The organism is Kribbella sp. NPDC003557 (genome assembly GCF_040610805.1).
Taxonomy (GTDB): domain Bacteria; phylum Actinomycetota; class Actinomycetes; order Propionibacteriales; family Kribbellaceae; genus Kribbella.
In genome coordinates, this window is the sequence record NZ_JBEXMY010000009.1 from 236,899 (window position 1) to 258,571 (window position 21,673).

Annotated in this window: 20 protein-coding genes; 12 read left to right on the forward strand and 8 right to left on the reverse strand. The window is 69.5% G+C overall.

Features of this window, described 5'->3' with window-relative positions; genetic code table 11:
- Positions 1 to 180: 180 nt before the first annotated feature.
- From ABZW60_RS34710 to ABZW60_RS34740, 7 genes are all read left to right on the forward strand, one after another.
- Positions 181 to 1,788 (forward strand): ABC-F family ATP-binding cassette domain-containing protein, encoded by a 1,608-nt coding sequence (locus tag ABZW60_RS34710; RefSeq protein WP_355484187.1) that lies wholly within the window; start codon positions 181 to 183, stop codon positions 1,786 to 1,788.
- Positions 1,789 to 1,919: 131 nt separating this feature from the next.
- Complete coding sequence (locus ABZW60_RS34715; protein ID WP_355484188.1) at positions 1,920 to 2,408, forward strand: DUF1269 domain-containing protein; 489 nt, start codon at positions 1,920 to 1,922, stop codon at positions 2,406 to 2,408.
- A 112-nt stretch (positions 2,409 to 2,520) separates the two neighbouring features.
- Positions 2,521 to 3,129: an AAA family ATPase gene (locus tag ABZW60_RS34720; RefSeq protein ID WP_355484190.1), complete on the forward strand. Its 609-nt coding sequence runs from the start codon at positions 2,521 to 2,523 to the stop codon at positions 3,127 to 3,129.
- A 107-nt stretch (positions 3,130 to 3,236) separates the two neighbouring features.
- On the forward strand, positions 3,237 to 4,079 hold the full coding sequence (locus ABZW60_RS34725) for a S1 family peptidase (protein WP_355484192.1): 843 nt from the start codon (positions 3,237 to 3,239) through the stop codon (positions 4,077 to 4,079).
- Between the two features lie 94 nt (positions 4,080 to 4,173).
- Positions 4,174 to 5,307 (forward strand): DNA polymerase III subunit beta, encoded by a 1,134-nt coding sequence (gene dnaN / locus ABZW60_RS34730; RefSeq protein ID WP_355484194.1) that lies wholly within the window; start codon positions 4,174 to 4,176, stop codon positions 5,305 to 5,307.
- Positions 5,308 to 5,347: 40 nt separating this feature from the next.
- Positions 5,348 to 6,043: a YdcF family protein gene (locus tag ABZW60_RS34735; RefSeq protein WP_355484196.1), complete on the forward strand. Its 696-nt coding sequence runs from the start codon at positions 5,348 to 5,350 to the stop codon at positions 6,041 to 6,043.
- 83 nt (positions 6,044 to 6,126) lie between these two features.
- The gene (locus ABZW60_RS34740) at positions 6,127 to 7,200 is read left to right on the forward strand and encodes an acyltransferase (RefSeq protein WP_355484197.1); all 1,074 of its coding nucleotides are present in this window, start codon (positions 6,127 to 6,129) and stop codon (positions 7,198 to 7,200) included.
- Here the strand turns inward: ABZW60_RS34740 and ABZW60_RS34745 are convergent.
- Positions 7,182 to 7,949 (reverse strand): alpha/beta hydrolase, encoded by a 768-nt coding sequence (locus ABZW60_RS34745; protein ID WP_355484198.1) that lies wholly within the window; start codon positions 7,947 to 7,949, stop codon positions 7,182 to 7,184. The two genes, ABZW60_RS34740 and ABZW60_RS34745, sit on opposite strands and share 19 nt — an antisense overlap.
- Positions 7,950 to 8,116: 167 nt before the next feature.
- Here ABZW60_RS34745 and ABZW60_RS34750 point away from each other — a divergent pair, with 167 nt between their 5' ends.
- The 5 genes from ABZW60_RS34750 to zwf all read left to right on the forward strand — a co-directional run bounded on the left by ABZW60_RS34750 (position 8,117) and on the right by zwf (position 12,117).
- On the forward strand, positions 8,117 to 9,088 hold the full coding sequence (locus ABZW60_RS34750) for a LysR family transcriptional regulator (RefSeq protein ID WP_355484200.1): 972 nt from the start codon (positions 8,117 to 8,119) through the stop codon (positions 9,086 to 9,088).
- Positions 9,089 to 9,241: 153 nt separating this feature from the next.
- Positions 9,242 to 9,421, forward strand: a complete 180-nt coding sequence (locus ABZW60_RS34755) for a hypothetical protein (protein ID WP_355484202.1) — start codon at positions 9,242 to 9,244, stop codon at positions 9,419 to 9,421.
- Between the two features lie 99 nt (positions 9,422 to 9,520).
- Complete coding sequence (locus tag ABZW60_RS34760) at positions 9,521 to 10,276, forward strand: GntR family transcriptional regulator (RefSeq protein WP_355484204.1); 756 nt, start codon at positions 9,521 to 9,523, stop codon at positions 10,274 to 10,276.
- 121 nt (positions 10,277 to 10,397) lie between these two features.
- A complete protein-coding gene (locus tag ABZW60_RS34765) occupies positions 10,398 to 10,694 on the forward strand; it encodes a hypothetical protein (protein WP_355484206.1) in 297 nt (98 codons plus the stop codon).
- Positions 10,695 to 10,713: 19 nt separating this feature from the next.
- A complete protein-coding gene (zwf, locus tag ABZW60_RS34770; RefSeq protein WP_355484208.1) occupies positions 10,714 to 12,117 on the forward strand; it encodes a glucose-6-phosphate dehydrogenase in 1,404 nt (467 codons plus the stop codon).
- Between the two features lie 21 nt (positions 12,118 to 12,138).
- Here zwf and ABZW60_RS34775 read toward each other — a convergent pair whose 3' ends face one another.
- The 7 genes from ABZW60_RS34775 to ABZW60_RS34805 all read right to left on the reverse strand — a co-directional run bounded on the left by ABZW60_RS34775 (position 12,139) and on the right by ABZW60_RS34805 (position 21,634).
- The gene (locus ABZW60_RS34775) at positions 12,139 to 13,692 is read right to left on the reverse strand and encodes a GMC family oxidoreductase (protein ID WP_355484209.1); all 1,554 of its coding nucleotides are present in this window, start codon (positions 13,690 to 13,692) and stop codon (positions 12,139 to 12,141) included.
- Positions 13,693 to 13,703: 11 nt separating this feature from the next.
- Positions 13,704 to 15,047, reverse strand: coding sequence for an NAD(P)/FAD-dependent oxidoreductase (locus ABZW60_RS34780; RefSeq protein ID WP_355484211.1), 1,344 nt, complete (start codon positions 15,045 to 15,047; stop codon positions 13,704 to 13,706).
- Entirely contained in the window at positions 15,044 to 16,900 is a 1,857-nt protein-coding gene (locus tag ABZW60_RS34785; protein ID WP_355484213.1) for a glycoside hydrolase family 15 protein, read from the reverse strand. Before ABZW60_RS34785 ends, ABZW60_RS34780 begins: the two co-directional genes overlap by 4 nt.
- Positions 16,901 to 16,974: 74 nt before the next feature.
- Positions 16,975 to 18,015: a cytochrome d ubiquinol oxidase subunit II gene (locus ABZW60_RS34790; RefSeq protein WP_355484215.1), complete on the reverse strand. Its 1,041-nt coding sequence runs from the start codon at positions 18,013 to 18,015 to the stop codon at positions 16,975 to 16,977.
- Complete coding sequence (locus ABZW60_RS34795) at positions 18,012 to 19,469, reverse strand: cytochrome ubiquinol oxidase subunit I (protein WP_355484217.1); 1,458 nt, start codon at positions 19,467 to 19,469, stop codon at positions 18,012 to 18,014. Before ABZW60_RS34795 ends, ABZW60_RS34790 begins: the two co-directional genes overlap by 4 nt.
- A gap of 133 nt (positions 19,470 to 19,602) precedes the next feature.
- Positions 19,603 to 20,136: a hypothetical protein gene (locus ABZW60_RS34800; protein ID WP_355484219.1), complete on the reverse strand. Its 534-nt coding sequence runs from the start codon at positions 20,134 to 20,136 to the stop codon at positions 19,603 to 19,605.
- Position 20,137: 1 nt separating this feature from the next.
- On the reverse strand, positions 20,138 to 21,634 hold the full coding sequence (locus tag ABZW60_RS34805; protein ID WP_355484221.1) for an Nramp family divalent metal transporter: 1,497 nt from the start codon (positions 21,632 to 21,634) through the stop codon (positions 20,138 to 20,140).
- Between the last annotated feature and the right edge of the window lie 39 nt (positions 21,635 to 21,673).

Below are 21,673 nucleotides of genomic sequence, written 5' to 3' on the forward strand. Positions count from 1 at the left end.
TCGTGGAGATCGAGGTCGACAGAATCTAGCCACCGGACCGCCGGTGGCTTTCAGTTGCGTCCGGCCCGTGCTGTCACGAGGTCCGCCTGAGCCACTCCCGGCCTGTCCGCTTCGCGCCGACCTGTTCCCGGGTCCGGGCGTTCCGACGCGCGCGACCTCGATCCACGAAAGCACCCAAGTATGTCTTCCAAGTCCGCAATCACCCTGCGCGAGCTCACCTTCGAGTGGCCGGACGGCGTGGTCGCGCTGTCCGGCGTCAGCGGCACCATCAACGCCGGCCGGACCGGCCTGATCGGCCGCAACGGCGCCGGCAAGTCGACGCTGCTGCGGTTGATCGCCGGCGTCCTGCGACCGACGTCCGGGCAGATCGACGTGAGCGGCGAGGTCGGGTACCTCCCGCAGACGCTGACGCTGCGCCAGGACGCCACGATCGCCGAACTGCTCGGCATCGACGCGATCGTCACCGCGATCCGGGCCATCGAGGCCGGGGACGCCGACGAGCGCCACTTCGACACCATCGGCGACGACTGGGACATCGAGTCCCGGGCCGGCGAAGCCCTCGACCAGCTCGGGTTCTCGGCCGACGACCTCGACCGCCGCGTCGCCGAGGTGTCCGGCGGCGAGGCGATGCTGATCGCGATCACCGGGCTGCGCGTCCGCCGGACGCCGGTCACGCTGCTCGACGAGCCGACCAACAACCTGGACCGGCCGACGCGCGCCAAACTGGCCGAGTTCGTCGACAAGTGGCCCGGCACGCTCGTCGTCGTCAGCCACGACCTCGAACTGCTCGAACACATGGAGAACACCACCGAGCTGTACGGCGGCACGCTGAGCACGTACGGCGGTCCGTACAGCGCCTGGAAGGAGCACCAGGAGCAGGAGCAGGCCGCGGCCGTCCAAGCAGCACGGTCTGCTCAGCAGGCGCTCAAGGTGGAGAAGCGGCAACGGATCGAGGCGGAGACGAAGCTGGCGCGCCGCGAGCGCACAGCCAAGAAGACGCAGCAGCACGGCGGCATACCGAAGATCCTGGCCGGCAACCGCGCGAGCAAGGCCCAGGCGTCAGCTGGTGCGATGCGCTCGACGCTGGACGACAAGGTGCAGTCGGCCCAGGCAGCTGTCGACGCCGCGGACGCCCGGGTGCGCCAGGAGGAGCACATCAACCTTGTGCTGCCCGATCCCGATGTCCCGGGCGGTCGGCGGATCGCCGAGCTGTACGACGACGACCGCACGATCGTGATCCAAGGGCCCGAGCGGGTCGCACTCGTCGGCGCGAACGGCAGCGGGAAGTCGACGCTGATCAACCACCTCGTCAACGGGACGGCTGCGATGCCCGGACGACCGCACGGGAAGCTCTTGACCGACCTGGTCGGCTACCTCCCGCAGCGCCTCGACGGCCTCGACGACGACGCGAGTGCACTGGCCAACGTGCAGTCCGTCGCCACAGAGACGCCTGCCGGCACGATTCGCAACCAGCTCGCCCGTCTGCTGCTCCGAGGCGACAGTCCGGACCGTCCGGTGCGCACACTGTCCGGTGGGGAACGCTTTCGCGTCTCACTCGCCCGGCTGCTGCTCTCGGAGCCGCCGGCGCAGCTTCTCGTACTGGATGAGCCCACCAACAACCTGGACCTCACAAGCGTCGAGCAGCTCGCAGAGGCTCTTGACGCGTACCGCGGTGCCCTGCTCGTCGTCAGCCACGATGTCGCCTTCTTGGAACGGATCGGCGTCGACACGGTCGTCGAGCTGGACGGCGACGGCCGGATGCAGCAGCGGCGCGATCTGCGGCTCTGACCGGAAAGCCGCAGGTCAGAGGGTTGCTGCACGGTCTTCAGGGGCGGTCCACAGCGGGCTACGCTCAATACTGGGCGTAGCCCCTGGGGGCAACGTGTGCTGCGCCGGACCTTCGAGGGGAGAGCGGTGGCATGACCACGTTCACGGTGTGGAAGTTCGATGATCCGGGCGGCGCCGACAAGGCCGTCCGGATACTGAAGGGGGCCAGTGCGGACGGGATCGTGAAGATCCTCGACCACGCGGTGGTCAGTTGGCCGAAGGGCGACAAGAAGCCGACGACGCACCAGAGTCACGAGGAGACCTGGCGAGGGACCGGGTGGGGCGCGTTCTGGGGCCTGCTGCTCGGCGCGCTGTTCTTCGTCCCGCTGATCGGCGGCGCCATCGGGGCGGCCATCGGCGCCATCAGCAAGGCGACGGAGGACGTCGGTATCACGAAGGAACAACTGCACAAGATCCACAGCGAAGTGACGGAGGGGACCTCGGCCCTGTTCGTCGTCACCGACCAGGGTGACCTCGACCGCCTGGGCGAGCGGTTCCACGGCATGGGGATCAAGCTGGTCGACACCAACCTCACAGAGGCCGAGCGCTCGGTGCTGCTGGAGACCTTCGGAAGCCACTGATCGCGCGGTGTTCTCTCAGGGACTTCCTAACGACTTCTCAGCGTTCTTTCGGTGCCTCTGACGGCTCCCGTTCGTCCTACCTGTACCGGCGAGTGCAGGAAGGACGTGTGCGATGCATTCGGGACTTGTCGAGGGAGTACTGCGAGGGCGAGAGCTGCGCTACGCGGTTGATGCCGTCGTGGTGCTGGCCGGCATACCCGGTGCAGGAAAGACCACGCTCCTGCGCCGGGTGTTCGCCGGCAACAACGACGTACGTGTGTACGACTCCGCCCACATCCGTGACCGCTGGATGCCGGTGCTCGGCGTACTCCCCTATGCACTGTGGCGTCCCCTGGTGCATCTCGTGCACTACGTGTCGCTCCTGACCGCGATGCGCCCGGGACGCGGGCCGCTGGTGATCCACGACTGCGCGACCCGCCCGTGGGCGCGGCACCTGATCGGCTGGCGCGCCCGGAACGCCGGGCTGCCTCTCCACCTGGTCCTCCTCGACGTACCGGGCGATGTGGCTCGCTCAGGGCAGTGGGCCCGCGGACGAGTCGTACGGTCGACCAGTATGGAGACGCACTGCCGACGCTGGCCCGACGTGGTCCAGAAGGCGGCGAGCGACCCGGGCAGCGTCGTACCGGGTGCACTGTCTGCAATCGTTCTGAGCAGACGGGAGGCCGACCAGGTGGAGCGGATTACGTTCGGTGATTTGCACGCACGGTCTGGTTGCAACTGACGTCAGGCGGGAACATGCGAGGTGTCGGCGGCGATCAGCCCTGCCCGGTGCCGACGACGTTCCCAGGGACCCCGCCCACTCGGTCCCGTGATGTCGCAGGAGGAACAGTGAGGATCGAACGTACGTCACGCGTGCGCCGTACCGTCCAGCTCCTGGCCGCCGTCAGCGCGGTCGCAGCATCCCTGTACGCCGTACCGGCGCAGGCCAAGGCTCCGTCACCGGCCGCACAACTGGCCGCGGCGCAGTCCGCGGTCGAACGGTCGGGTGTCGGCGGCGTCGCCTGGTACACCGACCCGGCCGCCGGCAAGGTCGTGGTGACAGCCGACAGCACCGTCTCCGCCAAGGAGCTCGCGACGCTGCAGCACGACGGTGTCCTGGTCAAGCGCACCAGCGGGGTCTTCAAGCCGCTGCTCTCGGCCGGTGACGCGATCTACGGCGGGCAGTACCGCTGCTCGCTCGGCTTCAACGTGCAGAAGGGCGGCAGCTACTACTTCTTGACCGCCGGGCACTGCGGCAAGGTCGCCAAGACCTGGTACACGAACTCCAACCACAGCACGCTGATCGGCCCGACCGCGGGCTACAGCTTCCCCGGCAACGACTACGCGCTGGTGCAGTACACGAACACCTCGCTGAGCCACCCGGGTGGCTTCACTGCGGCCAACGCCTTCGTCGGTGAGTCCGTCACCCGCAAGGGCTCGACGACCGGCACCCACAGCGGCACGGTCACCGCTCTGAACGTCACCGTGCGGTACTCGGGCGGTGGCAAGGTCGGTGGCCTGATCCAGACCACCGTGTGCGCCGAGCCCGGCGACTCGGGCGGCCCGCTGTACGACGGCTCGAAGGCGCTCGGCCTGACTTCGGGCGGCAGCGGCGACTGCCGCACCGGAGGAACGACCTTCTTCCAGCCCGTCACCGAGGCCGCGTCGGCGTACGGAGTGACCGTCTACTGAGCGTCGTCCTGTGAAGGACGGCCCGGCGGGCCGTCCTTCACAAACTGTCGGTGGCGGCTGATTGAGTGGTTCCTCTCGATGGGGAGGAGCTGGGATGAAGATTCGGGTCGGTCGTGAGGTGCTGGCCGAGGCTGTCGGATGGGTCGCGCGCGGGCTGCCGAGCCGGCCGAGTGTGCCGATCCTGGCCGGGATGGTGGTCGAGGCGGCCGACGGGCAGGTGACGTTGTCCGGTTTCGACTACGAGAGCTCGGCGCAGGTCAGCGTGCCGGCCGAGGTGGCCGACGAGGGGCGCGTGCTGGTGTCCGGGCGGTTGCTGTCGGACATCTGCCGCAGCATGCCCCGGGAGTCGGTGGACCTGAGCGGTGAGGCGGCCCGGGTCCAGGTCAGCAGCGGCGCCGCGCGCTTCGTCCTGCACACCCTGCCGCTGGACGAGTATCCGCCGCTGCCGGAGATCCCCGCGGCGAGCGGCGTCGTCGACGGTGAGGTCTTCGCGCGCGCCGTCGCGCAGGTGGTGAGCGCGGCCGGCCGGGACGACACGCTGCCGGTCTTCACCGGGATCCGGCTGGAGATCCGCGGCGCGACCATCTCGCTGCTCGCGACCGACCGCTACCGGCTGGCGGTTCGCACCTTCCCGTGGCAACCCGTCGATCCCGCCGCCGAGACGAATGCCCTGGTCCCGGCCAAGCTGCTCGCCGACGTCGCCAAGGCGATGTCCGGCCACGACATCGCCCTCTCCGTCGGCTCGACCCGCACCGGGGACGGCCTGATCGGGTTCGAGGGCGGCGGGCGGCATGCGACCAGCCGGCTGATCGACGGCGAGTTCCCGAAGGTGCGCGGCCTGATCCCGGCCGAGAGCGCGATCACCAGCACCGTCACGGTCCAGACCGCCGCGCTCGTCGAGGCCGTCAAACGGGTCGCGCTGGTGGCGGAGCGGTCGGCGCCGGTCCGGCTGACCTTCGCGGACGGCGTGGCGACACTCGACGCGGGCAACGGCGAGGAGGCGCAGGCGTCGGAGGCGGTCGAGGTCACGCTCACCGGCAATCCGGTGACGACCGGGTTCAACGCCGGCTACCTGCTCGACGGCCTGGCATCGCTGGGCACGCCGACCGCACATTTCGCGTTCACCCAACCCACCAAACCGGCCAACCTGACCGGCCTCCGCTCCCCCGACGAGACACCGACGTCCGACTCCGCCTACATCCTGATGCCGATGCGCCTGCCGACCTGATGCACTGATCTTCTCGAGGGCTGGCGGGAGTGCGTGACCTGTGGATGAGGACGTCATCGCGCGGTGGCTCGCGCGACGGGACCCGGTCGATCGGCGGGTCGATCGGATCGTGCTGATGGGATCGGCCGTGGTGGAGTCGGTGGACGTCGCGGCCGAGGCGCACCGCGCGCACTCCGCGCCGATCGTCGTGAGCGGCGGCATCGGGCACTCGACACAGTTCCTCGACGAGGCCGTCCGGCGGCGCGGGCTCGATCTGGCCACCGGCCGGCCTGAGTCGCACGTCTTCCGCGAGCTCCTCCTGCGCTACGGCGTCCCGGCCGATCAGATCCTCGTCGAGGACCGATCCACCAACTGCGGCGAGAACGCGGCCTTCACCCGCCCGCTCATCAGCCGCCCGCAGACCCTGCTGCTGATCCAGGATCCGACGATGCAGCGTCGTACGCACGCGTGTTTCGAGCGGTCCTTCGCCGACCTGCCCGGCAGCACGATGATCAGCCACGCGCCGGTCGTCCCCTGGATCGGCCCGGATCATGTCGGCGCGGCGCCGGGCGCACCCGAGATCTGGAGCCGCGAGCGCTTCCGGTCCCTCCTGCTCGGCGAGATCCACCGCCTGTCCCCGGACGTCTACGGTCCGCGCGGCCGCAACTTCATCGACCACGTAGACGTTCCGGCCGAAGTACTTGCCGCCTACAACCGTCTGGTCGCCGCGTACCCCGAGTCGGACCGTCATCCGTAGGTCGCACATCCGGATCGTGCTGCGGGCTGACGATCGGAGCGGCCGTCTGCGATGGAGTGAGGGAACCCGACGGAAGGACGGCTGTGGAACCCTCACGGGGCCGGCTCCACGAGATCGACCTGTTGCGGATCCTCGCGGCGGTCTCGGTGATGGCGTACCACTACCTGTTCTCCGCGTACGCCGGCGGTCTCAGCGACCTGCGCTTCCCGCACGTGGACGTCGTCGCGCGCTACGGCTACCTGGGCGTCGACCTGTTCTTCACGATCAGCGGCTTCGTCGTCCTGCTCAGCGCCTGGGACCGTACGCCACGGTCGTTCGTCGTGTCCCGGGCGGTCCGCCTGTATCCGGCGTACTGGATCGCGGTCACGCTCACGGCGTTCGTCTCGGTCGTCTTCGGCCGCGGACGCTTCCCGGTCTCGCTCCCGCAGTACCTGGCGAACCTGACGATGTTCAACTCGCTGCCGAACATCGAGAACGTCGACGTCGTGTACTGGACCCTGTGGGCCGAGCTCCGGTTCTACGCGATGATCCTGGTCCTCACCTGGATCGGCATCACCGCCCGCCGGGTGACGATCTTCCTCTGGGCCTGGCTGGCTGCGACGTTCGCGTTCCAGGCCGGGGTGTTGCCGCACGCAACCGATCTGGTGCTGAACACCCAGTTCTCGCACTACTTCATCGCCGGGATGGCGCTCTGCCTGATCCATCGGTACGGCGCGACGCCGCAGACCCTCGTCCTGGTCGCGGTGTCGCTCGGCAACGCGATCCACCGCGGCATCGGGTTCGCCGACCGCGTCGGTCTCCGGTACCACACCGAGATCCACCGCCCGGCCGTGGTCGCGATCATTGTGGCGATCTTCGCGGTCATGCTGGCGGTCGCGCTGAGACTCACGCACCGCCTGGGCCGGCCGTGGTTCGCGGTGCTCGGCGCGCTCACCTACCCGCTCTACCTGGTGCACGCGCACCTCGGCTTCATCATCTTCGAGCGGCTCGGCGACCAGGTGAACCACGTCCTCCTGGTCGCCGCCACGATGGCGCTGATGACCGGCGTCGCGGCCGCCCTGCACTACGGCGTCGAGCGGCCGCTGGCGCCACGCCTCAAACGCCTCCTGGACCGGAGCCTCCCCGGTCACCGCCCGGTTCACGCAGCCAGGAAGTAGCCCGCCAGCACTCGCGCCAACGTCTCCGAGGCGATGGTGTGGAAGGTTCCCTCGTGGCCCTCGGCCGTGCCGTGCGGCAGCGCGTCCGCCGTCTGCCGGACCGAGTTCTTCAGCCAGTCGGGGCTCGCGTTGCTGTAGAGCGCGAGCGCCGGGATGTCGATCGACGACAGCAGCGCGGCCGGCACCGCGCTGTCACCCATCTGCAGCGCGTCGTACACGAGGGTGTGTGCGATCGCCTCCAGGCCGGCCCACATCGGCGTCTGCCGGATCTGGTCGACCACCTCCTTCGGCTGGCCGACGGCCTCGACCATGAACAGCTCGGCCGCGCCACCCGGGTTCCCGGCCGCGACGAACTCCTGCAACCGCTCGAGGTACCGCTCCGGTGCCGGCGGGGCGCCCTCCACCCGGAACGGCGGTTCGACCACCGCCAGCTTCTCGAACGGCACCCCCGACTGCAGCAGCACCATCGACCCCGACGAGTACGCGCAGGCGAACCGCGCGCCGGTCGCGTCGCGCACGGCGGCGAGGTCCTCCCACTCGCGCTCGACCGCGTAGGGCAGCGTGTCACCGGAGTCACCGCGACCACGCCTGTCGTAATTCACCACGGTGAACGCCGACGCCAGTGCCTCGGCATCCTGGACGTACCTCGACCGGTCGGTGAACGCGCCGGCGACCAGCACGAGTGCGGGTCCGCTGCCGGTCACGTCGTACGCGATCTCGGTGCCGTCCTTCGAGACAACCTTCTCCATCACAGCTCCTTCGCCAGAACGATCTCTGCCTAACCGTCGAACGGCGCGGTCCACACCAGACATTATGTGACCCACATCACAGTAGGCCGGGATCTTTCCGTGCGCGACCGGTCTCACTACAGTTGGATTATGTATACAGGCGACTGCACACCGGCCCGGGGACATTGATGCTGCTCCGCCAGCTGGAGTACCTCGTCGCCCTCGCCCGCGAGCGGCATTTCGCCCGCGCCGCGGACGCCTGTTACGTCTCCCAGCCGTCACTGTCCGCCGCGATCCGCAAGCTCGAGCAGGAGCTCGACGTACCGATCGTGCGCCGCGGCCGGCGCTTCGAGGGGCTGACCCCCGAGGGCGAACGGGTCCTGCTCTGGGCGCAGCGGATCCTCGCCGAGCAGGACGCGCTGCGGCACGAGCTGTCGATGATGCGCGGCGGCCTGAACGGCACGCTCCGGCTCGGCGCGATCCCGACCGCGATGCCGGTCGTCTCGCTGCTCACCACCCCGTTCTGCGAGCGGCACCCGAACACCCGCGTCACGCTCGAGTCGCTGTCGTCGCGCGACATCACCCAGAAGCTCGCCGAGTTCGAGCTGGACGTCGCGATGACGTACCTCGACGACGACACGCTCGGCCAGGTGCGCAAGACGCCACTGTACGAGGAGCGGTACCTACTGCTCACCCCGAAGGACACCGCCCTGGCCGACCTGCCGGTCGCGACCTGGGCGCAGGTCGCCGAACTGCCGCTGTGCCTGCTCTCCCCCGACATGCGCAACCGCCGGATCATGAACGGCTACTTCACCGACGACGGCGTCACCGCGACACCGTCGATCGAGAGCGACACGGTCTCCGGTCTCTACAGCCACCTGCACGGCAACCACTGGTCGACGGTCATCTCACACGCCTGGCTGCACATGTTCGGCGTACCCGACGGCATGCGCGTCGTCCCCCTGAAGCGCCCGGCGCACGGCCCGCGCGTCGGCCTGGTGATCGCCGCCCGCAGCCCCGAGCCGGTCCTCGCCCGCGCGCTCCTCGACGTCGCACGCCAGGCCGGCGTACAGAAGGCCCTCGACGACCTGCTCGACGTGCACCTGATGGATTCGGGCTATCTCGACATAGCAACCAAGTCTTTGACCACCGGCATCTGACCGGGGAACCGTAGTACTACGCGGCCGGTCGTCCTCGACACGGTGTAAGCCGGATCACGGCGTACGTAACGGGGATCACGTGAGACGTGGGCATAACCGGTGAGTACGGCTGGTTGAATGTATACAGAAGGCAGAATTCAGGAAAGGATAGCAATGATCTTCACGCGTAGGTTCGGTGCTCTGGCGGCGCGGCCGCAGTTCCCGGATGCCCCGGAGCTGCAGGAGCTGAGCACCCCGCTCGATCTCGACGCGGAGCTCGCCAAGTTGACGGCCGGGGACGCCCGCGGCACCCACGACGACGACCGCCGGGCGGCCGGCGAGTCGGCCGCCTGACTCCGGCACAGAACATCTGCTGCCGGATCTATATGTCAGGTCATGGCACTTGGTAGACTGTCTACCAAGTGCCATGACTGTAGGACCGGAAGGGACCTCATGACGACCATCAGCGCAGGCCCAGGGGCGGGTGCGGAACCGGCCGGTGTGCGGCACGTCAAGCGGCCGCAGCCGTTGCGGGAATCGGTGTACGAGGCCCTCACCGAGATGATCATCGACGGCACTCTGGAGCGCGGCCGGCACCTGGTCGAGGTCGAGCTCGCCGGCATGCTCGGCGTCTCGCGGCAGCCGGTGCGCGAGGCCCTGCAGCGGCTGAACAACGAAGGCTGGGTGGACCTGCGCCCCGGGTTCGGCGCGATGGTGCATGTGCCGGCCGAGGACGAGGTCGACCAGTTGCTCGCCGCCCGCGCCGCCCTGGAGTCGGAGTCGGCGCGCCTCGCGGCCCGGCACGCGTCCAAGGACGACGTGGCCAAGCTGCGCGAGCTGTGCAAGGTCGGCACGGCGTACCAGGAAGCCGGCGACATCGACGGCACGGTCCGCACCAACGCCGAGCTCCACAGCCTGATCACCCAGATGTCCGGCAACCGCTTCCTGGTCGACTTCGCCGCCCAGGTCGACCGCCGTGTCCGCTGGTACTACACCCCCGTCGCCCCCGTCCGCGGCGCCGCCTCCTGGCGCGAACACAACCGCCTCGTCAAGGCCATCAGCGACGGCGACGAGGACAAAGCCGCCCAGATCATGCGCGAACACACCGAACACACCCGCAAGGCCTACCACGACCTCCAGGCCGCGACGGAGCCCGCGGAAAGTCCCGACGAAGCCGCTCCCCGCCGGCGCCGCCGCACGGTGAACTGACGTCGCTGCCGGCCGGACGGTGTCGAATCACCCGTCGCGGATGATTCGGGCGGGGCGGGTGGCGGCGAGGATGGTTCGACGTCTGGCCGGGTGGCGGTCGGAGGGCGTCAGGGGGGATCTGATGGGGTGCTTGTTCGCGTTGATGGCCGGACTGTTCCCGCGGCTCGGGGTGTTCATCGTCTGGGTCGCTCGGCCGGAGCGGGTCGACGCGGCGTTCAGTACCTGGCTGTGGCCGCTGCTGGGCATCATCTTCCTGCCGTTCACGACCCTGATCTACCTGTTCCTGTGGGCTCCCGGGGGGCTCCACGGATTCGACTGGTTCTGGATCGGGCTGGCCGCTCTTCTCGACATCGGGCACTGGGTGGCGAGTGCGACTCAGCGCAACCAGATCCCGGGCCGGCAGCCGCGAGCGGCCTGAGAGCGGAGGCGAGGTAGTCATGGCACAGACGGCAACCGACGCGAACGCCGCTGACGTCCTGGTGATCTTCGGGATCACCGGTGATCTGGCCAAGGTGATGACGTTCCGCTCGCTGTACCAACTCGAAGCGCGCGGTCTGCTCGACTGCCCGATCGTCGGGGTGGCGGCCGACGACTGGACCGTGGACCAGCTGGTCGAGCGCGCCAGGACGTCGATCGAGGGCACGGGCGTCACGATCGACAAGGCGGTCTTCGACAGCCTCGCCGATCGGCTGTCGTACGTCGGTGGCGACTTCACCGACGCGCAGGTGTACGAGCGGGTCGGCGCGGCGATCAAGGGTGCGCGGACACCGGTCTTCTACCTCGAGATCCCGCCCTTCCTCTTCAGCCGGGTGATCCAGGGACTGTCCGAGGCAGGGTTGACCACCGGCGCCCGCGTCGTGGTGGAGAAACCGTTCGGCCACGACCAGCAGTCGGCGCGCGAGCTGGCCGCGACGCTGCACGAGTACCTCGACGAGTCGCAGCTGTACCGGATCGACCACTACCTCGGAAAGATGGGGCTGGAGGAGATCCTGTACCTGCGGTTCGCCAACGCCGTCCTCGAGCCGCTGTGGAGCCGCAACTATCTGGACTGTGTGCAGATCACCATGGCGGAGAGCTTCGGGGTCGAGGACCGCGGCCACTTCTACGACCCGGTCGGCGCGCTGCGCGACGTCGTGGTCAATCACTTGATGCAGGTGGTCGCGGCGGCCGCGATGGAGCCACCGTCGCGCGGCGACCCGAGCACCCTGAAGGACTCGCAGGTCGCGCTGTTCCGCGCGGTCGAGGATGCCGATCCGGCGCACTACATCCGTGGTCAGTACGACGGCTACCTCGCGATCGACGGGGTCGCGAACGGCTCGGCCACCGAGACGTACGCCGCGCTTCGGCTCGACATCGAGAACTGGCGCTGGGCCGGCGTGCCGTTCTTCATCCGCACCGGTAAACGGCTGCCGGCGACCCAGACCGAACTCCGGCTGGTCTTCAAGCGCCCGCCGCGGCTGGGGTTCGGACCGCGCGGACACGTCGCCGAGCCGAACCAGGTGGTGATCAAGCTGGACCCGTTGACCGGGGTCCGGGTCCAGATCGACGCGCACCGTGCGGACCGGGCGCGGATCGCGCCGATCGAACTGGAGACGGAGTTCGTCGACGAGGGCGGCGAGGGTCCGACGCCGTACGAGGTGCTGTTGCACGCGGCGATGACGGGCCAGAACACCCGGTTCACGCGCCAGGACGCCGTCGAGGAGCAGTGGCGGGTGATGCAGCCGTTGCTCGACGCACCGACGCCGATCCACACGTACCAGCCCGGAACCTGGGGCCCGGCCGCGGCCCGCGAGGTGCCGGCCGGGTACGGCGGTTGGCGGCAGCCCTGGATCCCCAGCTGATCCCGGACTGATTCCGGAGGGTCAGCCGAGGCGCTCCAGCAGGTGGTCACCGACTCGCAGCGCGTTCGCGATCGCGGTCAGCGCCGGATTCACCGCGCCGATGCTCGGGAAGAAGCTGGTGTCGACGACGTACAGGTTGTCGACCTCGTGCGCCCGGCAGTTGGTGTCCAGCACCGAGGTCGCCGGATCGTGCCCGAACCGGACCGTCCCGGCCTGATGCGCGCACCCTGCCAACGGGATGTCGTTCTTCATGTAGACGTTGCGGGGGATCAGGTGGTTCGGGTGCATGCCGAGGCGGCCCAGATTCCTCTTGACCCGCCGGTACAGCTGCGTCATCGGCTCGGTGTTGTTCGGCGTGTAGCTCAGGACGACGGAGCCCTCCTTGTCGAGCGTGACCCGGTTGTCCGCAGCGGGCAGGTCCTCGACCGAGAGCCAGAAGTCGACGGCGTGCTCGGCGACGTCGCGCAGCGCGAACCGGGGCGCGAGCAGTGTCTCGACCGGCTTCTCGCCGCGGTACATCGGGGCCGAGGACTTGCCGACCATCTGCAGGTTGCCCATCGGGTAGTCGAAGTCGGCGTCGCCGAAGTAGTAGTCGTTCAGCCCGAGCGTCTTCTGGAACCGGGTGTCGTTCTTCTCGGTCGAGACCGCCAGGAACGCCCGGCTGTTGTGGAACACGTAGTTGCGCCCGACCTGGTCGGACCCGTTCGCGAGCCCGTTCGGATGCCGCTCGCCTGCACTCGCGAGCAGGATCCGTGCGGAGTTCACCGCGCCCGCCGACAGGACGACGATGTCGCCGTGGAACAGCTGTTCCTCGCCGTCGACCTCGGCGACGACCGCGGTCACCGTCCGGCCGGCGGCGTCGGTCTCGAGGCGCCGTACGAGGGCGTTGCGTAGCAGTGTCACGTTGTCGTGCGCGATCGCCGGCCGGACCGCGATCACGTCCGCGTCCGACTTCGCGTGCACCAGGCACGGGAACCCGTCGCAGGTCGCGCACCGGACGCACGGGCTGAACGCGGGCCGGCTCTCGTCCAGCATCACGCCGCACGGCGCGTGGTACGGGTGCAGCCCGACCGCGGCCATGTCGTCGAACAGCTTCTGGATCCGCGGCTCGTGCGACACCGGCGGGAACGGGTACGGCGCCGAGGCGGGCGGATCCGTCGGGTCCTCGCCGCGGGCACCGTGTACCTGGTAGAGCTGTTCGGCCTGGGTGTAGTACGGCTCCAGCTCGTCGTAGGAGATCGGCCAGGCCGGCGAGACACCGCCGTGGTGCTTGAGCTCGCCGAAGTCCCGCTCGCGCAGCCGGTACAGCGCGGCGCCGTAGAACTTGGTCGCACCGCCGACGAAATAGTGCACCTGGGGCTGGAACGGCTTGCCCTCGCGGTCGAACCACCGTTCCGTCGAGACGTACCGGTTGGCGACGAAGACGGCCTCGGCGTCCCAGTTCTCGGCCTCCCGCGGGAGCCAGTCCCCGCGCTCCAGGACGAGGATCCGCCGGCCCGACGGCGCGAGCCGGTGTGCGAGCGTGCCGCCGCCCGCTCCTGATCCCACGATGACGACGTCGTAGTGCTCGGACATGGCTGTTCTCCTCAGTCGCGGCGAGCGGCGACGGTCGGGTCGCCCCGGTCCAGGACGATGTGCGGAACGTCGGCGGACTCGTCACCCCAGGCGATCCGCTCCGGTCTGGTCTCCCATTCGACGGTCGCGGCGTGGTCACGGTCGAAGTAGTCCCAGGCCCAGGACAGGAACGCGTCGGTCCTGCTGTGCGCACCGCTCAGCAGCATCGCGTGCACGCCGAGCCACGCCGCGAACGCGACCGGGCCCTCCACCTGGTGCCGATGCCGGCCGACCTCGGCGACGGCCGCGTTCCGGCCGATCATCGCCATGATGCCTTTGTCCTTGTAGTGGAACGGCTTGGCCTTGTCCCCGTGCAGTTCCCGCAGGATGTTGGCAGCGGCCCAGGCACCGGACTGCTGCGCGACCGAGCCCAGCTGCGGCAGGATCGTGCCGTCCTTGCCCGGGATGTTCGCGACGTCGCCGACCGCGTAGACGTGCGGATGCCCCTCGACCGTGAGGTCCGGCAGTACGTCGACGCGGCCGCCGCGGCCGGTCGGGAGCCCCGGCACGTCCGCCACCACCGAAGCGGCCGACTCGCCGCCGCCCCAGATGACCGTCCGGGTGCGGATCGACGACCCGTCGTCGAACTCGACGCGGTCCGCGTGCACGGCGGACACCCCGGTCCCGAGTCTGGGCTCGGCGCCCTGTTCGGTGAGCCGCTCGTGTGCGTACTCGTGCGACTTGTCGGAGAACGCACCGAGCAACGCGTCGCCGCGGTCGACCAGCGTGATCCGCCCCGGCCGCGGGATCCGTTCCGTCGCCGCCAGTGCGGCCATCAGCTCGGTGAGCGCCCCGGCGATCTCGACACCGGTCGGGCCGCCGCCGACGACCACGATGTCGAGTTCGCCCTCGTCCGCGTCCGGCTCGGCGCCGGTCCGGACCAGCGACTGCACGTGGAGCCGCAGCCGCTCGGCGTCGGCGACCGAGTACAGGGCGAAGGCGTGCTCGGCCGCGCCCGGAACCCCGAAGTACTCCGGTCGCGCCCCGGCCGCGACGACCAGATGCGATCCGGTGATCCGGGTTCCGTCGGTCAGCGTCAGGCTCAGGCCGTCGGCGTCGATCTGCGCGACCTCGGCGGTGCGGACCTCGACCGTCGGGTGTTCGCGGAAGATCGTCCGGTGCGGCCGGGCGATGTCCTCGGCCGGCAGCTGCGCGGTGGCGACCTGGTAGAGCAACGGCTGGAACTGGTGGTAGTCGTTGCGGTCGACCAGCGTCACCCGGACCCCTTCGTCCCCGAGGCGGTGCGCGCACGCGACCCCGCCGAGCCCGCCGCCGAGGACGACGACGTGCGGGCCGTCCTGCGCCTGCTCGTTCACAGCGCCAGCTCCTGCCGGATGTCGGAGAGGATGATCCGGCCCGCCGCGCCGATCAAGGCGAGGTGCGAGAAGGCCTGGGGGAAGTTGCCCAGGTGCCGCGCCCGGTCCACCTCGAACTCCTCGGCATACAGGCCGAGCTTCGACTCGATCCGTAGCAGCCGCTCCAGCTGGCTGCGGGCCCGCTCGGTCTCGCCGATCATCGCGAGCGCCGAGACCAGCCAGAACGAGCAGATCAGGAAGGTGCCCTCCTTGCCGGACATCCCGTCATCGGTCTGGTCGGTCTTGTAGCGCAGGACGAACCCGTTCTCGGTCAACTCGTTGTCGATCGCCTCGACGGTCGCCCGGATCCGGTCGTCGCCGGCCGGCAGGAAGCCGAACAACGGCGCCAGCAGGGTCGAGGCGTCCAAGGCGTCGGTGTCGTAGTGCTGGCGCAGGACGCCGCGGTCGCTGACCCCGTGCTCGAGGATGTCCTCGCGGATCTCGTCGGCCGTTTTCGCCCACAGCTCGGCGAGGTCGTCGTCGTTGCGGATCCGGGCCAGCCGGGACGCCCGGTCCAGGGCCACCCAGCCCATCAGCTTGGAGGACACGTAGTGCTGGGGTTCGCCGCGGGCCTCCCAGATGCCCTGGTCGGGATCGCGCCACGACGACATCGCGCACTGGGCCTGCGACTCGACCAGCGGCCAGAGCCGGCGGGGCAGTCGCTTGCTCCGGACGCTGTGCAGCAGCACCGAGTCCAGGACCGCGCCGAAGACATCGTTCTGCCGCTGGTTGTAGGCGCCGTTGCCGATCCGGACCGGGCTGGCGCCCTCGTAGCCGGTGAGGTCGTCGCGGGTCGACTCGGCCAGGTCACGCCGGCCGTCGATGCCGTACATGATCTGCAGCGCGCCGTCCGGGTTGGGCTCCAGGTCGGCGACGAACTGCATGAACTCGTTGGCCTCCCAGTCCAGGTTCAGGTAGTGCAGCGCCTGCAGGGTGAACGTGGTGTCCCGGATCCAGGTGTAGCGGTAGTCCCAGTTGCGTTCGCCGCCCGGCGTCTCCGGCAACGAGGTGGTCAGCGCGGCGATCGTGGCTCCGGTCGGCATGTAGGTCAAGCCCTTGATGGTCAGCGCCGAGCGCTCCAGCGGATGCCGGTACCGGTGGTCGGGGATCCGGGCCCGGGCCAGCCAGTTGCGCCAGAACCGGACCGTCGCGGCGATCCGGGCGTCCGCGTCGGCCACGTCGGCCGGCGAGGCCAGGCCGTCGGCCCACGAGAGCACGCAGTACGCCTTCTCGCCCTTGGAGATGACGTGCCGGGCCCGGGCGGAGCCGCCCTCGATCCCGATCAGCATGTCGGTGCGCAACCGGAACGTCCGGCCGGCCCCGGACGCGTCCGCGGCGTGCGCGTCGTCGCCGACCATCGCCCACTCGGCCGGGACCCGCCCGTAGTCGAAGGCCGGTTCGCAGACCAGCTCGATCTCGACCGATCCCTCGAGACACTCGACGGTCCGGACCAGCAGGTGGTCGGCGTCGTCGTCGGCCGGCGGGCGGGTGTGCGGGGTGACCGTGTCCGGGCCGTGCGAAGGGCCCATCGTCAGCGCGTCGTGGACGAGCAGCCACCCGGCCGGGGTGTGCCACGTGGTCGTCATGACATTCGTGCCCGGGACGTACGTGCGCGCGGTCGGCTGGTTGATCCCGTACGGACCGAACCGGAACGACCCGGCGCCGCGGTCCAGCAGATTGCCGAACACGCTCGGCGCGTCGAACGACGGCAGGCACAGCCAGTCGACCGACCCGTCCGGGGCGACCAGGGCACCGGTGTGACAGTTCGAGAGAAACGCGTAGTCGGCGATCGGTGGGAACGGCGACGAGGACATGGCAAGGCCTCCTTCACAGTCGGGATGCGTCGCGGGCCTATCTCCCACGATCTGCGGCCGGACGGAACGACGAATCACCCGCCAGAGGTGATTGGCCGGTCACCGGCGTCCTCGGCGCCTTCCTCGGGAAGCAGCGCACGCTGGTCGAGCACGTACAGCAGGACGAAGCCCGGCACGACGATCAGCACCGCCAGCCCGACCGCCACGAGCAACGTGACCAGCGTGCCGTGCGGTGCGGCGGCCGCCGAGACGGTCAAGCTGTCCGGCAGCAGGTACGGCCACTGGGCGATTCCCCAGCTGACGATGATCCCGGCCACCGCGAGGACGGCGAGGACCCGCGCGCCGCGGGCGGCGTACCGCATCAACAGGACCAGCGCGCCGAATCCGCACAGCACGCTGAGGATCACGGCCGGCAGCGCTCTCGACATCAGACCGTCGAAGACGTGCGGCGCCTCGGAGTTCAGGACGAACAGGCCCGCCACCGCGACCACCGCCGCGACGATCGCACTCCCGACGGCCCGGCGGCGGAAGTATTCGGCGAGCGCGAACTCGCGGAAATGCCGTGCGTCCCAGACCAGGTAGACGGCCGCCAGGTACGCCGCCACCGCGACGGCGAGGACCCCGGTCACCAGGGACGCCGGGTTCAGCCAGCTGTCCACCGGGTCGCCGGCCTCGCCGCCGGACGGCACGTGCCCCGACGCGATACCGCCGGCGATCGCCCCCATGCAGAACGGCACGATCACCGACGACGCCGCGAACGCCCCGCCGAAGATCCGCCGGTACCGCAGCGACACGACCCCCTTACGGAAAGCGAAACTCGCACCCCGCAGCACGATCCCGAGCGCGGCCAGGGTCAGCGGGACGAACAACGTCAGCATGATCGACTGGTACGCCGCCGGGAACGCGGACCAGGTGACGACGAAGACGAAGATCAGCCAGACGTGGTTGGCCTCCCACACCGGACCGATCGAGCGCTCGATCACCGCCCGCGGTTCCGCGCCGCGGTGATGTCCGCCCGCCACGAGGTCCCAGAACCCGGCGCCGAAGTCGGCGCCGCCGAACACGGCGTACGTGGCCAGCGCGACGAGCAGCACGACCGCGATCGTGGTACTCACGGCGTCCGCTCCTCGACGGGCTTCCCGGCGGCCTCCTCGACCTGCTCGCTCGCGTCCTCCGTGGGTCCGTACGGCGTGTCACCCTCGACGAAGCCGCCCGCCCGGCGGAAGCGCCGGCTCATCCCGCGCAGCACCAGGATCAGCGTCACGCCGAGCGCGGCGTACAGCACGAACACGCCGATGAAGGTGATCCAGACACCGGTGTTCGCGGTCGCCGCCTCCTCGACCTTCATCCGCTGGTAGACGATCCACGGCTGCCGGCCGACCTCGGTGACGATCCAGCCCGCCTCCATCGTGATCACGGCGAGCACGCCGGCGCAGGCCGCGGCACGCAGGAACCACTTCCCCCGGGGCATCCGGCGACGGAACATCCAGACCACGCCGTACCACACCGACAACAGGAACAGCGCGGTGCCGAGCCCGACCATGACGTCCCACGCGGTGTGGACGACGTTCGTCTCCCGGACGGTCGGGCGCTCGTCGGCCGGCACACTGTCCAGCCCCTGGACGACGGTCGCCCGGCCGGTGCTCGGATCCGACAGCCAGGACGCGAGCCCCGGGATCGGGATGCCGCCGGAGACCGTGCCGCCCGGAGTCAGCCGGCCCAGCAACCTCTCCGGTACGTCGGAACCCGTCGCCGGCACCAGCTCGATCGCGGCGAACTTGACCGGCTGGTTGTTGTACACCCACCGGGCCAGCGCGTCGCCGACCCCCATCTGCACCGGAGTCGCCACCGCAGCGACCGTGAACGCGATCGTGAACCCGAGCCGGTGGTACCGGTCGGACCGGCCGCGCAGCATCCCGGTCGCGTACACCGACGCGACCAGGAACCCGCCGACCAGGTACGCCGCGATCACCATGTGCGCGGCCTGCAGCGGCATCGAGTCGTTGAAGATCACCCCGACCGGATCGACGTCGGTGATCTCGCCGTTCGCGTTCATGGTGAAGCCGGCCGGCGCGTTCATCCACGCGTTCGCGGCGACCACCGAGATCGAGCCGAAGACGCCGGCGACCGGGATCGGCACCCCGGTCCAGAAGTGCGCCCACGGTTTCAGCCGGCGCCAGCCGAAGATGTAGATCGCGACGAAGATCGCCTCGGTGAAGAAGAACAGGCCCTCGAACGCGAACGGGATCCCGAACGCCTCGCCCCAGGTGCCCATGAACCGCGGCCAGAGCAGGCCGAACTCGAAGCTCAGCACGGTCCCCGTGACCGCGCCGACGGCGAACGTCACGGCCATGTACTTCGACCACCGCTGCGCGAGCACCAGCGCGTCGTGGTCGTCGTGCCGTACCGCCCGGTAGTTGGCGATCAGGGTCATGAACGCCCAGGACACCCCGAGCGGCACCAGGATGATGTGGAAGGCGAGCGTGAATGCCATCTGGGCCCGCGCCCACGGCACCGGGTCCACGGCGGCCGCCACCGCCAATCCGACTGCGGTCTCCCCCATGGTCATCCGAGGCTCCCCCTGCCCGCCAGGCTGGTCGCCCGGCCCCGGCCCCGACTCTGTCCGATCCGGGCCGCTTCGGGATCACCCGGCGGGAGTGATTGGCCGGATCACTCCCGCCGGACGAGCACCGCCTCGAGCGTCAGGTGGCGCGTTTCCTGCGCAGCCGGCCGGTGGCCGCCTTGCGGGCTTCCAGGGCAGCGGCCAGGTGGGTGTACTGCTCGACGACGCGCCGGGCGTAGATGTTGCGGTCGAGGATGTGCGGCCACCACAGGCGGCCGATCTGTTCGTGCATCCAGAGGAAGCCGATCGCGAATCCCATGCTCACCAGGGCACGGAAGGCGAGGAACTTCCACGGTTCCGGGGGCAGACCGGGGGTGCCGGCGACCACCCATTCGGTGACGACCGCGTGCACCAGCAGTGCGAGCGGGAACGCGATCACCCAGTAGACCGCCGCCGGCGCGAACACCCCGGCGGGGACCTTGCCCAGCGCGACCAGGACGGCGTACCCGGACCCGAACAGCATCAGCGGTACGCCGAGCCCGAGCCCGGTGAGCACCGCCCAGCCGGCGGGCTGGCCGACGAACACGGCCAGTCCACCGGCGATCAACCCCGCCGCGGCACCGACCGCGAGGGCCGGGACCGAGTACTCCGCCAACTGCTTCGGATCGGCCATGTCAGCCCACAGCCACGCCGAAGCGGAACAGGCAGTAGAACAGCATGCCGAGGTAGAACACCGCTCCGAAGCCGATGATCACGTTCCGCACCGGGCCGGGACGGATCTTCTTCGGCAGCAGCATGTTGTTGGTCAGCAGCAGCACGATGCAGTACGCGCCCATCGCGAAGGTGGACAGGAACGCGAGCGTGTCCAGGATCCCGGCCGGGCCGTCGGCGGGGCCGAACAGCAGGATCAGGATGCCGAACAGGATCACGCCCCACAGGAACCCGGCGTACAGCCGTGACATCGAGAACCGCTTGGCGCCCGGCACGAAGTAGTACGTCATGTCCGCCTGCCCGCGGGAGAACGAGTCGAACAGACCGAGGGTCGCGTTCAGCCCGATCAGCGCGATGAAGGCGAAGAACAACGTGCCGAGGATCGGCGAGCCGGCCGACGCGAACGCGTCCGACATCGCCTTCAGCGCCGCCTCCCGGTCGCCGCCCTCGATCAGCGAGGCGACGTTCGGGTTCGTCCGGGCCGCCGACATGGCGAGCACGGTGAACGAGATCGTGACCAGCATCGTGATGCCCCAGAAGAGCAGCAGCGCGTCGAACGTCACCCATTTGCGCCAGCCCTTCCACTTCGCCAGCTCGGCCGGGTCCTCGGTGTCGAACATGAACCCGCGCGACGGCATCGACTCCGCCTCGTCCGCCGCCCGCAGGCCGCGGATCTTCGGGATGTGCGCGCCCATACCGGCGCCGCTGTCGCGCAGTTGCAGCGTGTACCACATCTGCTGCATCCCGGACGGCCCCGCGAACGCGATCGAGCCGACCACGACCGGGAACCAGGCCGACGTCATCGCCTCGTCCGGGAAGTACCCGAACGCGAACATCCCGGACACCGTCCGGCCGAGGTCGTCCCAGCTGCCGACGAGCGCCGCGATCACCGACGTACCGACGACCAGCAGCCCGATCAGCAGGCCGAGCAGTTTCTCGAGGAAGTTGTAGATCACCGACAGCAGGCTGAACAGCACACCGACGAACACCAGAGCCACGCACGCGGTGACCTGCCAGGGTATGCCGGAGATCTCCTCGAAGGCGGCCGCGCCGGCGGACAGATGGCCCGGCCACATGTAGATCAGGATCGCCGCCGCGTAGAAGAACCACATCAGCGGTTTGAAGATCCGGGCCGCGCCGAAGAAGATGCTCTCCCCGGTGGCCATCGCGTACCGCGCCATCTCCAGCAGCACGAACGCCTGCAACGTGACACCGACCATGAACAGCCAGCGGATGTCCGGCCCGAACACCAGGACGAGCCGGGGCCACATGTACGACTCCCCCATACCCACCCCCAGCGCGACCAGGAAGACGGTCGGGCCGAGGATGTGCAGGGAGGGCGGTGCGTCCGGAAGCTTCCGGATCGGCATCGGTTCGAGCCGGCCTGCTTTCCACACCTGTTCGGTGACCGCGGCCGCCGGCTCTTCGGGTACTTCTGAGGTCTTGCTCGTGACGTCCAAGGCGGACTCCTTAGATCGACGCCAACTAGCGGACTACCA

Excerpts from the sequence above, each read along its gene's own strand:
- ABZW60_RS34715 (WP_355484188.1), top strand. The coding sequence starts at position 1,920 with ATGACCACGTTCACGGTGTGGAAGTTCGATGATCCGGGCGGCGCCGAC.
- ABZW60_RS34775 (WP_355484209.1), bottom strand. The coding sequence starts at position 13,692 with ATGTCCGAGCACTACGACGTCGTCATCGTGGGATCAGGAGCGGGCGGC.
- ABZW60_RS34745 (WP_355484198.1), bottom strand. The coding sequence starts at position 7,949 with ATGGAGAAGGTTGTCTCGAAGGACGGCACCGAGATCGCGTACGACGTG.
- ABZW60_RS34750 (WP_355484200.1), top strand. The coding sequence starts at position 8,117 with ATGCTGCTCCGCCAGCTGGAGTACCTCGTCGCCCTCGCCCGCGAGCGG.
- ABZW60_RS34765 (WP_355484206.1), top strand. The coding sequence starts at position 10,398 with ATGGGGTGCTTGTTCGCGTTGATGGCCGGACTGTTCCCGCGGCTCGGG.
- ABZW60_RS34710 (WP_355484187.1), top strand. The coding sequence starts at position 181 with ATGTCTTCCAAGTCCGCAATCACCCTGCGCGAGCTCACCTTCGAGTGG.
- ABZW60_RS34755 (WP_355484202.1), top strand. The coding sequence starts at position 9,242 with ATGATCTTCACGCGTAGGTTCGGTGCTCTGGCGGCGCGGCCGCAGTTC.
- ABZW60_RS34800 (WP_355484219.1), bottom strand. The coding sequence starts at position 20,136 with ATGGCCGATCCGAAGCAGTTGGCGGAGTACTCGGTCCCGGCCCTCGCG.
- ABZW60_RS34785 (WP_355484213.1), bottom strand. The coding sequence starts at position 16,900 with ATGTCCTCGTCGCCGTTCCCACCGATCGCCGACTACGCGTTTCTCTCG.
- ABZW60_RS34795 (WP_355484217.1), bottom strand. The coding sequence starts at position 19,469 with ATGACCATGGGGGAGACCGCAGTCGGATTGGCGGTGGCGGCCGCCGTG.
- ABZW60_RS34760 (WP_355484204.1), top strand. The coding sequence starts at position 9,521 with ATGACGACCATCAGCGCAGGCCCAGGGGCGGGTGCGGAACCGGCCGGT.
- dnaN (WP_355484194.1), top strand. The coding sequence starts at position 4,174 with ATGAAGATTCGGGTCGGTCGTGAGGTGCTGGCCGAGGCTGTCGGATGG.
- zwf (WP_355484208.1), top strand. The coding sequence starts at position 10,714 with ATGGCACAGACGGCAACCGACGCGAACGCCGCTGACGTCCTGGTGATC.
- ABZW60_RS34720 (WP_355484190.1), top strand. The coding sequence starts at position 2,521 with ATGCATTCGGGACTTGTCGAGGGAGTACTGCGAGGGCGAGAGCTGCGC.